The organism is Pseudomonas sp. TE12234 (genome assembly GCF_054061835.1).
In genome coordinates this window covers 208,682-221,849 of the sequence record NZ_JBSSEP010000004.1, presented here as the reverse complement: position 1 = coordinate 221,849, position 13,168 = coordinate 208,682, and the positions used below count along the sequence as shown (strand labels likewise).

The window sequence follows — 13,168 nt, the reverse complement described above, 5'->3', positions numbered from 1 at the left end:
ACTGTGCATTACAGCCCGCCGATGTGGAAGGCTTTGACTTCAAGGTATTCATCCAGACCGTACTTGCTGCCTTCACGGCCCAGGCCCGATTGCTTGATGCCACCGAACGGCGCGACTTCCATGGAAATGATCCCGGTGTTGAGCCCGACCATACCGAACTCCAGCGCCTCGCCGAATCGCCACGAACGACGCAAGTCCTGGGTGAAATAGTAGGCGCCCAGGCCGTAAGGCGTGGCATTGGCCAGCGCGAGAGCCTCGGCTTCGTCGGTAAAGCGCATCAACGGCGCCACCGGACCGAAGGTCTCTTCACTGGCCAGCAGCATGCCGGCGTGGGTGTCACCGAGGACCGTAGGCTGCACGAACTGGCTGTCGCCCTCGGGCATCGCGCCACAGAGCAACCGCGCCCCCTGGCTCAAGGCATCGTCGATGTGCCGGGCGACTTTGCTGACAGCCGCGGCATTGATCAGCGGGCCGATGGTGACGTCGGCATCCAGGCCGTTGCCGACCTTGAGCTTGCCAACCTCCTCCACCAGCCGCCGGGCGAAGCGATCATAGATGCCGTCCTGCACCAGAATGCGGTTGGCGCACACGCAAGTCTGGCCAGCGTTGCGAAATTTGCTGAGCATGATGCCGGCCACCGCCTGCTCAAGGTCGGCATCGTCGAACACAATAAACGGTGCATTGCCACCCAGTTCCAGGCTCAAGCGTTTGATATGTTCGGCGCTCTGGCGCATCAGCAAGCGGCCGATGGCGGTCGAGCCGGTAAAGGAAATCTTGCGCACGCTCGGGTTGCCAGTCAGCTCCTCGCCGATGCCAGCGGGCATGCCGGTCAGCACGTTGAATACCCCGGCCGGGATGCCGACCCGTTCGGCCAGTACCGCCAGGGCCAAGGCTGACAACGGCGTCAGGTCCGAGGGCTTGACGATGATCGGGCACCCGGCCGCCAGCGCCGGCGCACATTTACGGGTGATCATCGCGTTGGGGAAATTCCATGGGGTGATCGCAGCGCAAACCCCCACCGGTTGCTTGAGGGTCATGAGTCGACGATCACCGCCAGGGGCCGGCATGGTTTCGCCGTAGACCCGTCGGGCCTCCTCAGCGAACCATTTGACGAAGCCGGCACCGTAGCGAATTTCGCCCTTGGCTTCATTCAGCGGCTTGCCTTGTTCGCAGGTCATGATCAGTGCCAGGTCGTCCAGGTTGTCGATCATGGCTTGATACCAGCGCTCGAGAAGCGCCGCACGTTCCGCTGCGGGGCGTGCGCGCCAGGCCGGCAAGGCTCTTTCAGCCGCTTCAATGGCACGACGGGTTTCTGCGCCTTGCATCGCCGGTACGCGGCCAATCAGCTGGCCACTGGCCGGGTCGATGACGTCAAGAGTCGCCGTGCTGTCGGCACCGATCCACTTCCCGTCGACATAGGCGAGTTCTACCAAAAGGCTGGGGTCTTTCAAACGATTCTTGAGCATGGTCGAGTCCTGATCCGAGACACGCTCCAGTCTAGGGAGGTGCCGCGGATGAGGATGCTGAAAGTGCCGATTCGGCGGTGTTGGATGCTGAAATTCGGGGTGGGACGGCAGGCTCTACCGGAGGGTGCTTGAGGGGTCAGCACTGAACGCAGCCCCCCTCTGCCAGCCGGCTTGCGCTGCCCGATTTGATCTCTGTTTGTTGCAAAATTTTTTATAGCTTCAGGGAACCGAGCATGCCCTGAAGAAACCGTTCCCCGGCCTCCATCTGGCTGATCTCGATGAACTCGTCCGGCTTGTGCGCCTGTTCAATCGAGCCCGGTCCGCAGACTACCACCGGTACATCGAGACGTTGCTTGAACAGTCCGCCTTCGGTGCCGAACGAGACTTTGGCGATGCTGGTATCCGGCGCGGCGAAGTTCTTCAGGAAGCGCACCGCTTCGACACTCGGGTGCGTATCGAGGCCTGGATAGACATTGATGGTTTCAATCTCGATCGCTGCAACACTGGACAGTTTTTTGGCTTCACGCACGATGACTTCGGCGCGCTCGCGCATCTGCTCCAGGAACTGATCCAGATCGTCCGCCGGCAAGTTGCGCACTTCGAAGTCCAGGGTGCACAGGTTCGGCACAATGTTCAGCGCCTTGCCACCCACAATCTGCCCGACATGCACGGTGCTGTAAGGCACGTCGTAGTCTGCATCCCTGGCGCCCTGCTCTTGCAACTGTTGCTGGCTTTGACGCAGCGCAGCGATGAAGTCGCAGGCCACGTGGATCGCATTGACCGAACGAGGTGCCAGCGATGAGTGTGCCTCCAGGCCACGACAGTAGGTGCGGTATGAACCTTTGCCCTTGTGCCCCAACACAAACTGCATGTTGGTCGGTTCACCGATCAGGCACAGGAATGGCCGCACCGGTGCCAGATGCAACACATCCAGCAAACGCCGCACGCCGACGCAGCCGGTTTCTTCGTCATGGGACAGCGCCAGTTGCAGCGGCCAGCTTAAGGCGCTGTCCGCCGCATCGAGCATGGCGTCGATGGCCAATGCAATGAAGCCTTTCATATCGCAACTGCCTCGGCCGTAAATCCGTCCGTCCTGCACCGTTGCCTGAAACGCCGGGAAGCTCCAGACCTGCCCCACCGCCGGCACCACGTCGGTATGCCCGGACAACAGAATTCCCGGCAATTCGCGAGGGCCGGTGCTGGCGAACAAGTTGGCCTTCTTGCCTGTTTCGTCCTTGACGATCAGCGACTCGATGCCCTTGGTCAGCAGCAGGTCGCGCACATACTCGATGAGGGCCATGTTCGACTCCGAAGACACGGTATCGAAGGCCATCAGACGCTTGAGAATATCCAGTACACGGGGTTTCATGAGGCCTTGCTCCGTTGCTCGGCTGAAAGGGCGAACCGATTGATCGAGAACGGCTCAATCATCGTGCTGGTGCTGCCGGTGCTGATCAGTTCGGCCATCACGTCGCCGACGCCAGGACCGAGCTGAAATCCATGGCCGCAGAAGCCGAATGCGTAGAACAGTCCATCGACGGTGCCGCTGGGGCCCATCACTGGCAGTGAATCGGGCAGGTAACCTTCGATGCCGCTCCAGACCCGGATGATGTTGAGGTTGCCGACACCCGGCAGCAGGCGGCGCATCTGCTCCATCTGATTGAGGATACTGCGCGGTTGGACATGGGCCCGGCGATTGAGCATGTCCGGTTTACTGCGGTAGCCGCCGCCGATGATGATGTTGCCGCGTGGGATCTGGCGGAAATAGATCACTTCCTCGGGAATTTTGGTGTACACGCCGATCACCGTCGGCAAGGCGTAAGGCACCGGTTCGGTAACGGCCATTTGCGGGCCATGGGTGTCCAGCGGGACCGGCTCGCCGAACTGCGCCGAAAGCTTTTGGCCCCAGGCGCCAGCGGTGATCAACAACTGAGCGGCGTTGAATTGGCGACCATCGGTGGTGGTGACATTGAACTCGCCACCGACCTTCTGCACTTCGGCGACTTCCGCCTGTTCTTCGATTCGCGCACCCAGTCGCCGTGCGGCACGGGCAAACGCCGGGGCTGCCAAACGCGGATTGGCGTGGCCGTCGTGGGGCGCGTAGGAGCCGCCCTTCACATCTGGCCCGAGAAACGGGAACCGTGCGTGCAGCTCGGCGCCGCGAAAAATCTTCAGATCCAGTTGCGCCGCTTCGGGCGCCGCTGCGTAGGCTTCAAGTTCGGGGATTTCGTCTTCGCGGTAACACACACGCATGTGCCCGCTGGCGATGAATTCGAGGTCGTCGTCGATCAACTCTGGCAAGCGCTTCCACAGTGCCCAGGATCGGTTGGCCAACGCCAGCTGCCCAAGGAATCGGCCCTGTCGGCGCACGTTGCCGAAGTTCACACCGCTGGCGTACTGACCAATCTGGTCGCGCTCCAGCAGGATCACCGACTGGCCCCGCTGACGCAAAAAAAACGCCGCCGCCGAGCCCATCAGGCCGCCGCCGACAATCACGACATCGGCTTTGTGAACCGTCATGGCGACACCTCCTCGGTGAGCATTGAAAGGGGTTTGACTGGTGCCTGGCCGCGTTGTCGGCCAACCTGCTGCACATTGACGCCGGCCGCAGCAGCGATGACCTCGGCCCCGGCCTGGGAGCAATATCGGCCTTGGCAGCGACCCATGCCGACACGGCTGAACGCCTTGGCCCGATTGACCTCGCAGGCCCCTTTTTCGCTTACAGTGCGGCGCAACTCCCCAGCGCTGATCATTTCGCAGCGACAGACGATGGCTGCATCCGGCAAGTCTTTGGCTTGCGCAGAAGGCCAAGGAAATGCCTGGGCCAGCCCCAGGCGAAACTGATCCATCACCCCCAGCGCGTGGCGTTGTTCGTCGCGCATCCCGGCATCCACCGGTTGCTGCAGATCCTCCAGCAGCGCCATGGCGACCAGCCTTCCGGCATGTTCAGCAGCATCCGCGCCGCGAATTTTCGAGCCATCACCGGCTGCGTACACGCCACTGACCGAGGTCCGGCCGTCCTCATCAACTGCCAGCAACCATTGGCTGGATGCCTCATCAAAACGCAGGCGACAACCGGCCAGGTCCGCCAATTGCGTTTCCGGGCGCAGGTGATAACCCAGGGCCACGGCATCGCAATTGACCGTCAGGGTCTCCCCACGCGCCGTGCTGATCCGCACGCCACTGACTCCGCTCGCGGAGTCGCCCAGTACTTGCAGCGGCTTGATCCCCAAGTGCACCGGAATCTTCGCCTGATACAGCTGCGCCAACAGTTTCATCCCGGTGAACAGCACCCCGGGGCGAGCCAGCAGTTTCGGCAATGCGCCGATCCGCTTGCTCAGTGGCGAAGTGTCCAGCACCGCCGCCACATTGGCGCCAGCCTTGAGGTATTGGCTGGCGACCAGATACAGCAAAGGCCCGCTGCCCATGAACACCACACTGTGGCCAATGGAAACCGCTTGTGATTTGAGCGCGATTTGCGCCCCGCCAAGGCTGTAGGTGCCGGCCAGTTGCCAACCTTCAATCGGCAACAACCGATCGGTAGCGCCAGTGCAGAGGATCAGCCCCTCGTAATCCACCGTTGAATGCTTGCCCTGACTGACGCAGCACAATTGACCCGGCGTAAGGTTCCAAACCAGCGTGTCCGGACGGTAGTCAATCAACCCGCGCAAACGATCGAAACTTTCATGCAGGTCCCGCGCCTTGGCGGCTTCGGTGCCATACAGCGTGGCGTAATCGCGAGTGAAACCTGCCGGTTGGCGACGATAGATCTGCCCGCCATCCCGGCGATTTTCATCGATCAGGATAGGTCTGAAACCCGCGGCTACCAGTGTTTCGGCACAGCGAATACCGGCCGGCCCGGCGCCGACGATGACTATCCGTGCAGTGGCCATTTCGCCTCCGGTTGTGTGGTGACGATGTCCATTCCTTCACGGACTTCGTTGGAACAGGCACGCAGGCGTTCGCCGCTGCGAGTCCAGACCCAGCAATCCTGACAAGCACCCATCAGACAGAAACCGGCGCGCCGGCCAGAATCGAACTCTGACTGGCGCAGCGCGTTGCCCTGGATCAGCAACGCCACCATCAGGGTGTCGCCCTGCAGCGCCTCGATGGGTGCGCCGTCCACTTTCAAATTGACGGTCGGCCGGCCCTGCTCGGCCAGCCTCACAAAACGCCCCTTCATGCATAGGCTCCCTGGCTCATGGTGATCAAATCCTGCTGGGTTTTCAGCAAATCGGCGCTGTCGTGGTGGCAGAGAATTTCACTGCCGCCTTCGATGATCCGGCGGCTCGGCGCAGTGCGATTGCAGAGGCCATCGACTCGCACCGGGCAGCGGCTGAGGAACGTGCACAGTTCCGGCACGTTGGCCTTGGCGCCGATCGGCGGCAGCTGGCCGCAGGTGGTGCCGCAGTTCTCCAGCCAACCTTGACGCAGTTCCGGCACCGAATGGATCAACAGGTCGGTATAGGGATGGAACGGTGCCTGGGCAAATGACTGGCGAGTGCCAGCCTGAATCTTGTGGCCGCGGTACATCACCACAATGTCATCGCACAGGGCCCGTACGGTGGAAATGTCGTGGCTGATGAACAGATAGGAAACCCCTAGCTCCTGACGCAGATCGCGCAGCAGTTCGAGAATAGCCGCGCCGACCACTGTATCCAGCGCCGAGGTCACCTCGTCGCAAAGGATCAAATCCGGTTTGGCCGCCAATGCGCGGGCCAGGTTGACCCGTTGCTTCTGCCCGCCCGACAGTTCGCTCGGCCGCCGTTCAGCCAGGTTCCGTGGCAAGCGCACCAGGTCCAGCAGCTCGCCAATACGCTCACGCAAAGCGGCCCCCTTCAGACCGAAGTACATCTTCAGCGGCCGGCTCAAAATGGTGCTGATACTGTGCATCGGGTTGAGCGCAGTGTCGGCGTTCTGAAAGACCATTTGAATCCGGCGGAACTGTTCGTCAGTTCGCTCGCAGAGACTACCGCCCAAGGGTTGTCCATCGAAGGTCAATCCGCCGAGAGCCGGTGTCAGCAACCCCGCCACTACCCGTGCCAGGGTCGATTTCCCCGACCCCGACTCACCGATCACCCCAATGGCCTGGCCCCGGCGCACGGTCAGGTCGATATCTTCCAGCACGCGGATCGCGGGCATGCCTTGCATGTTCTTGTTGCCGTAACCGGCGGTCAGGCCCTTGATGGTCAACAGCGGTTCGTCTTCAGCGACGCCGCAGGGTGGCCGAATCGTGGTGTCCGGCCGCGCGGCAGCCAGCAAGCTGCGGGTGTATTCGTGAGCCGGGCCTTTGAGCAGCGGCGCGGTGGCGCTCTGTTCGAAGATCTGGCCGCCATTGAGCACGACAATCTGATCGGCCATCTGCGCGACAACCGCCAAGTCGTGGGAGACATAGACCGCCGTCGCCCCACGTTCCCGGACCACCCGCTTGAAGGCGCGGAGCACATCGATCTGGGTGGTCACGTCGAGGGCGGTGGTCGGTTCGTCTAGTACCACCAGCACTGGATCACTGATCAGTGCCATGGCCGCCATCACCCGTTGCAATTGCCCCCCCGAGACCTGGTGCGGGTAGCGCTGGCCAATGTGATCTGGGTCTGGCAGGGCCAGGTCGCGGAACAGTTCGATCGCTTTGGCTTCGAGCACGGCGCGAGTGCCCAGGCCATGAATCAGCGCGCCCTCCACCACTTGGTCGATCAGCCTCTTCGCCGGGTTGAACGCCGCCGCCGCGCTTTGCGCGATGTACGACACCCGATTGCCACGCAGGCCCTGCAGTTCCTTTTCGCTCAGTGCGAGCATGTTGTGCTCACCGATCTGCACTACACCACCCGACAACCGGCAACCGCGCCGGGCGTAACCGAGCAGCGCCAGGGCTATGGTGGTCTTGCCGGAGCCGGACTCACCGATCAACGCCAGCACTTCACCTTTCTCCAGGGAAAAGCTGACACCTTTGACGATTTCGGTTTCACCGCGCTCGCCACAGGCGACTACGCGCAAGTCTTCTACTCGTATCAATTCGCTCATTTCAATGCCCTCCCGTGCGGCGACTACGTCGGGACGACACTCTGTCGATAAACAGATTCACACCAATGGTCAGCGTGCCGATGGCCAGGGCCGGAATCACGATGGCCGGCGCGCCCTGGTTAAGACCGCCGATGTTTTCCCGTACCAGAGAGCCGAGATCGGCATCCGGCGGTTGCACGCCGAGGCCGAGGAAGCTCATGCCGCTGAGCAGCAATACAATGAAGCCAAAGCGCAGGCCCAAATCGGTCAGCACCGGGTTGAGCATGTTTGGCAGGATCTCCACGCAGGCGATATATAACCGGCGCTCACCACGGGTACGGGCGACTTGCACGTATTCCAGGGCTTCGATGTTCACCGCCATGCTGCGGGCAATGCGAAACGCACCCGGGGTGAAGCTCAACACCGCCGTGCAAATCAGCAAGGTCACCGAGGAACCGAAGGCCGAAACCATGATCAGCGCCAGCATCTTGCTCGGGATAGAGATAAAGGCGTCCATCAAGCGACTGATCACTTCGTCCAGCCATTTCGGCGAAACCACCGACAGCAACGCACAGCCGGTTCCCAGGCCACTGGCCAGTACCGCGGCGATCAACGCCAGGCCGACGGTGAATCGTGCCCCCACAAGTACACGACTTAGCATGTCGCGACCCAGGTAATCAGTGCCAAACGGGTAAACGGCGCTGATGCTGTCAAAGACATTGTCGGAGACCACTTCGCCCACCGGGTGCGGTGCCAGCCATGGGCCGAAAATTGCCACCAGCAACCAGACAACGCACATCGCAGCCCCGATCAGTCCCAGCCACGCCGGGCCATGAGACACCTTGCCAGCCGCCAGGTCGGGGGTCGCAGGCGTCGATTTCACAATGAGATTGTTCATTGGTTTCTCAGCCTCGGATTGGACAGAATCGCGCACAAGTCGGCAATCAGCACCAACCCCAGGTACGCGGTGCAAAACAGCATGGTGCAGGCCTGGACCAACGCCATGTCACGGTTGGTCACGGCATCGACCATCAGGCTGGCGATGCCGGGATAGTTGAAGATCGTCTCGACGATTACCACCCCACCCAGCAGGTACGACAGGCTCAAGGCAATGGCATTGGCAATCGGCCCGATCGCGTTGGGCAAGGCATGGCGCAGCACAATGCGCATCGGGCTGACACCTTTGAGCCGAGCCATTTCCACGTAGGGGCTGTCGAGTTGATCAATTACTGCAGCCCGGGTCATGCGGGCCATTTGCGCGACGATCACGCAACACAGCGTCATCACCGGCAAGGCGTAAGTGCGCATGAATTGCCAGGGTGAAGTGATGTCGCTGGCATAGGACAGCGCCGACAACCAACCCAGGTTCACCGCAAAAATCAGCACCGCCAGGGTCGCCACCAAAAACTCCGGGACAGCGACCATGGCCAGGGTGAAAAAGCTCAGGAAGCTGTCGATGCGCCCACCGCGCCCCATTGCCGAGCCGATACCCAGAATCAGCGCCACAGGCACTGACACCAGCGCCGTGGCGGCCGCCAGCATCAGAGTATTGGGCACCCGCCCGGCCATCAATTCGCCGACCGGCATCGCGTTGGACACCGACAACCCCATGTCGCCGCTGAGCAGGTTCATCAGCCAGTGCAGGTAACGCTCCACACCGGGTTGGTCGAGCCCCAGTTTCAGGCGCAAGGCCGCCACCTGTTCCGGCGTGGCGAACTGCCCGAGCGATTGTTGCGCCGCGTCCCCCGGCAATACCGCCGTGATCGCAAACACGACCATGGACACGATCAACAAAGTCACGATCGCGGCGCCCAGACGCCGGCCGATCAACCACAGTGTGTTGCTATTCATCGCCTACCCTCCTGCACTGTCCCTGCCGTTCAAACCGACGGCTGATCAAGCGTCCAGCCAGACCTGCTCGGCGAACATATAGCCCATGAAGCCGCCCAGGGGGTTGCTGCCATAACCTTTGATGCGCTGGTCCACGCCGTCGATGTTGCTGATGAACACCGGCACGCCGATACCGCTGTGCTCATGCACCAGGGTTTGCATGTCTGCGTACATTTTGCTGCGCTTGGCATCGTCGGTTTCACCGCGCGCGAGCATCAGCAATTGGTCGAACTGATCGTTCTGCCATCCCGACTCGTTCCACGGTGCTTTCGACTGGAAGAACTGCGAGAACATCACGTCGGCGTTCGGCCGTGGGTTGATGTTGCCGAAGCTCAGCGGGTGCTTCATCCAGTGATTGGACCAGTAGCCGTCGCTTGGCAAGCGGTTGACGTCGAGCTTGAGCCCGGCCTGTTTCGCCGATTGCTGCAACAGCACAGCAATGTCCACCGAGCCGGTGGCGGCCGGCGACGCGACCAGCGGCATGCTGATGCTTTCCATGCCGGCCTTCTTGAGCAGGAACTTGGCTTTTTCCGGGTCGTACACGGTCTGCGGCAGGTCGGCGTTGTAGTAGCGTGAACCGGGAGCAATCGGATGGTCGTTACCGACCACGGCAAAGCCACGGAAGACTGCAGACTTGATCTGTTCGCGGTCCATCAGGTGCTTCATGGCCTGGGTGAATTCCGCGCTTTTTCCGGGCATCTGGTCCTGACGGATAATCAAGTCAGTGTAGTTGCCCGACGGTGCATCGACGACGCGGTGCTTGGCACTGGCCTTGATACGGATGGTCGAACGCGGGTTGACCTCGTTGATCATGTGCACATCGCCGGACAGCAATGCATTGACCCGCGACGGCTCGTCGGCAATCGCGATGAACTCAATCTCGTCGAGGTACGGCAGGCCGGGTTTCCAGTAGCCGGTGTTGCGCGCAGCAATCGAGCGCACGCCCGGTTTGAACTCCTTGACCTTGAACGGCCCGGTGCCGACACCCTGATTGAAGTCGGTGGTGCCTTCAGGAACGATCAGCAGGTGCGATACGGCAAGGATCGATGGCAATTCGGCATTTGGCGCGCTGAGGCGGATCTGCACTTCGTTGGTGCCGGTGGCCTTGATCTCGGTAAATTGCTCCATCAGTGGCATGACTTTGGAACCGGTCAACGGGTCCTTGTGCCGCGACAGCGAATACACCACGTCCGCCGCAGTGAGGGTTTTGCCGTTGTGGAAGGTCACGTCCTTGCGCAGGGTAATGGTCCACAGCGTCGCGTCGGTGTTGTCGATACGCTCAGCCAGTTCCAGCTGCGGTACCAGGTGCATGTCGAAACGGGTCAGACCATTGTAGAACATGAAGTGGCGCACGTAGTCGGTGGACAGCGCTCCTTTGGCCGGGTCGAGGGTGTCGGCGGTGGAGCTGGACATGCCGGCGACGCGAATCCGCCCGCCCGGCTTGCCCTTGCCTGGAGTCGCTGCCTCTTCGGCAAACAACTTGCCCGCGGTGCCGAACAGGCTACCGGCACCCGCCGCTGCAACACCCGCCAAACCGAGCATTTGCAGGGCATTACGGCGCGACATGCCGCGATTGAGGCCTTCGAATACTCGCAGGCTGTCCTGGCCGGAAATCAGTTGTGACTCGATCTTGTTGTCAGTCATATCAGTTGTACCTGTCGAAGATGAGAAGACTCGAGTGCTCCGGTTAACCGGAGCGTCCTGGAAACGCAAACGACGGTCACGCGACAACATCAACTCAATGCAAATAGTCCTGAAAACGGTAATAAGCGCCCACGAACGGCAGGAACCACGGCTTGCCGAAGTGCCCGGGAATCGCTGGCCAGTCGAGTTCGCGCCAAGGGTTGGCCTCGACCTTGCCGGCCATCACCTCGGCCATGACCTGGCCCATGTGCACCGACATCTGCACGCCATGCCCGCTGTAACCCATGGAGTGATAAACCCCGCCGTGCTGACCAGCACGAGGCAAACGGTCGGAGGTCATGTCCACCAGCCCGCCCCAGCAGTAGTCGATCTTCACGTTGGCCAATTGCGGGAACATCTGCACCATCGCCGCTTGCAGCACCTTACCGCTCTTTGCGTCATTCACGGTGTCGGACATGGCAAACCGCGCACGGCCGCCGAACAGCAGGCGGTTGTCCGGAGTCAAGCGGAAGTAGTTGCCGATCATGCGGCTGGTGACATAGGCACGATGACCGGGCAGTAATTGCTCAATCAACGACTGCGGCAGGACTTCGGTGACAATCACAAAACTGCCCACCGGCACGATCCGCCGCCGATACCAGCCCAACCCGCCGTGCTGACAGGCACCAGTGGCGAGCATCACTTGTCCGGCGTGCAGCGAACCCTTGCTGGTGTTGACCTGATATCCGCCAGCACGGGCTTTCCAGTCCCTTACCGAGGTGCCTTGGTGAATGAGCGCACCATGACGTGCCGCCGCTTCCGCCAGGCCGACACCGAAGCGCCCGACGTGCATCTGCACACCGTTGCGCTGCAGCAAGCCACCGTAGAATTGCGCCGAATTCACTTCAGTGCGGGTCTGTTCGGCGCTTAGCAACTCGACATCGGCATCGACTTCCCGGCGAATCAGTTCGCAGGTTCGTGCCAGTCCCTCGTAGTGCATCTGCTTGGCTGCCAGTTTCAGCTTGCCGTTGCGGATCAGATCGCAAGCGATTTGCTCCTGTTCCACCAGCGACACCACGCTCTGCACTGCACTTTCGTAGGCCTTGTAATAGGCCCGAGCCTTGTCGGCACCGAGGCTGGCACTGAGACCGGCGTAGTCCTGGGCCACCCCGGTGTTGCACTGACCGCCGTTGCGTCCCGAAGCTTCACCGATCACCCGCCCGGCCTCCAGCACTACGACACTGGCGCCTTTCAAGGCCAACGCCCGAGCCGCCGCTAGACCGGTGAAACCGCCACCGACGATGGCCACGTCGACCTGCCCGGGCAACGCACCGGGCTGGGCACCGGTGAACGCCGGTGCGGTGTCGAGCCAGTAGGATTCACTGCCCATGTCTAATCCGCCTATGCCAGGAAAAGTGCCATTACCGTTACAACTCAAAGACCGACCAATGCCGCCAGCCCGCCGATGTCGGTGATTTGCTGGTAGCCGTAGAAGGCATTGGCAGGGACTTCATGACCACGGGCGACAAACGCCTTGTTCTTGATCTTCATGTCGTGGGCCGGCATCAGGTCATAACGGAAGCTGGAGGACACATGCAAGATGTCTTCCGGGCCGCAGTTGAGGTTGTCGAGCATGTACTCGAAGGCGGCCAGTCGCGGCTTGTAAGCCTGAGCTTGCTCGGCGGTGAAGACTTTGTGGAACGGCGCGCCGAGCTTGTCGACGTTGGACATTATCTGGCTGTCACTGGCGTTGGAGAAAATGACCAGAGGAATTTTGTCGGCGATTTTCGACAGGCCTGCCGGCACGTCAGGGTGCGGCCCCCAGGTGGGTACGGCGTCGTAATACAGCTGGCCTTCGTCGCGGTATTCGATACCCCAACGCTTGCAGGTCCGGGCCAGGGCGGTCTTGAGGATTTCGTCATAAGGCATCCAGTCACCCATGACCTGATCCAGGCGATAAGCCGAGAAATCCTTGACGAATTGGTCCATCTGCTCCGCAGGAACGCGATCAGCGAAAATCTCGCGAGTCATCGTGCCCATGTGGAAATTGGTCAGCGTACCGTAGCAGTCGAACGTAATGAATTTGGGGCGAAGAAAGCTCATTGAGTGCGGTCCTGAAGTTCGTTGAGGTCATGGCGTGACTAGCATTCGCTTCATTCCAGAAGCTGTGATGCAACGCTGCAGCACAC

General features: G+C 61.2%; 11 protein-coding genes. All 11 read right to left on the bottom strand.

The features are described from left to right. Positions 1–8 precede the first annotated feature (8 nt). Positions 9–1,466, bottom strand: coding sequence for an NAD-dependent succinate-semialdehyde dehydrogenase (locus tag ACVWYU_RS09240; RefSeq protein WP_457372533.1), 1,458 nt, complete (start codon positions 1,464–1,466; stop codon positions 9–11). Positions 1,467–1,677: 211 nt separating this feature from the next. Then, on the bottom strand, positions 1,678–2,835 hold the full coding sequence (argE, locus tag ACVWYU_RS09235) for an acetylornithine deacetylase (RefSeq protein WP_457372532.1): 1,158 nt from the start codon (positions 2,833–2,835) through the stop codon (positions 1,678–1,680). Continuing rightward, a complete protein-coding gene (locus ACVWYU_RS09230) occupies positions 2,832–3,986 on the bottom strand; it encodes an NAD(P)/FAD-dependent oxidoreductase (protein WP_457372531.1) in 1,155 nt (384 codons plus the stop codon). The genes argE and ACVWYU_RS09230 overlap by 4 nt, the downstream gene beginning before the upstream one ends. Then, positions 3,983–5,359, bottom strand: a complete 1,377-nt coding sequence (locus tag ACVWYU_RS09225; RefSeq protein ID WP_457372530.1) for an FAD-dependent oxidoreductase — start codon at positions 5,357–5,359, stop codon at positions 3,983–3,985. The genes ACVWYU_RS09230 and ACVWYU_RS09225 overlap by 4 nt, the downstream gene beginning before the upstream one ends. Next, positions 5,341–5,649, bottom strand: coding sequence for a (2Fe-2S)-binding protein (locus ACVWYU_RS09220; protein WP_090319054.1), 309 nt, complete (start codon positions 5,647–5,649; stop codon positions 5,341–5,343). The genes ACVWYU_RS09225 and ACVWYU_RS09220 overlap by 19 nt, the downstream gene beginning before the upstream one ends. Then, positions 5,646–7,487, bottom strand: a complete 1,842-nt coding sequence (locus ACVWYU_RS09215) for an ABC transporter ATP-binding protein (protein ID WP_457372529.1) — start codon at positions 7,485–7,487, stop codon at positions 5,646–5,648. The genes ACVWYU_RS09220 and ACVWYU_RS09215 overlap by 4 nt, the downstream gene beginning before the upstream one ends. A 1-nt stretch (position 7,488) precedes the next feature. After that, on the bottom strand, positions 7,489–8,364 hold the full coding sequence (locus tag ACVWYU_RS09210) for an ABC transporter permease (protein WP_090319048.1): 876 nt from the start codon (positions 8,362–8,364) through the stop codon (positions 7,489–7,491). Continuing rightward, the gene (locus tag ACVWYU_RS09205) at positions 8,361–9,317 is read right to left on the bottom strand and encodes an ABC transporter permease (RefSeq protein WP_457372528.1); all 957 of its coding nucleotides are present in this window, start codon (positions 9,315–9,317) and stop codon (positions 8,361–8,363) included. The genes ACVWYU_RS09210 and ACVWYU_RS09205 overlap by 4 nt, the downstream gene beginning before the upstream one ends. Before the next feature lie 45 nt (positions 9,318–9,362). Continuing rightward, on the bottom strand, positions 9,363–11,000 hold the full coding sequence (locus tag ACVWYU_RS09200; protein WP_457372527.1) for an ABC transporter substrate-binding protein: 1,638 nt from the start codon (positions 10,998–11,000) through the stop codon (positions 9,363–9,365). Between the two features lie 94 nt (positions 11,001–11,094). Next, on the bottom strand, positions 11,095–12,369 hold the full coding sequence (locus tag ACVWYU_RS09195) for an NAD(P)/FAD-dependent oxidoreductase (protein ID WP_457372526.1): 1,275 nt from the start codon (positions 12,367–12,369) through the stop codon (positions 11,095–11,097). A gap of 44 nt (positions 12,370–12,413) precedes the next feature. Continuing rightward, the gene (locus tag ACVWYU_RS09190) at positions 12,414–13,082 is read right to left on the bottom strand and encodes a haloacid dehalogenase type II (RefSeq protein WP_090319036.1); all 669 of its coding nucleotides are present in this window, start codon (positions 13,080–13,082) and stop codon (positions 12,414–12,416) included. Positions 13,083–13,168 lie beyond the last annotated feature (86 nt).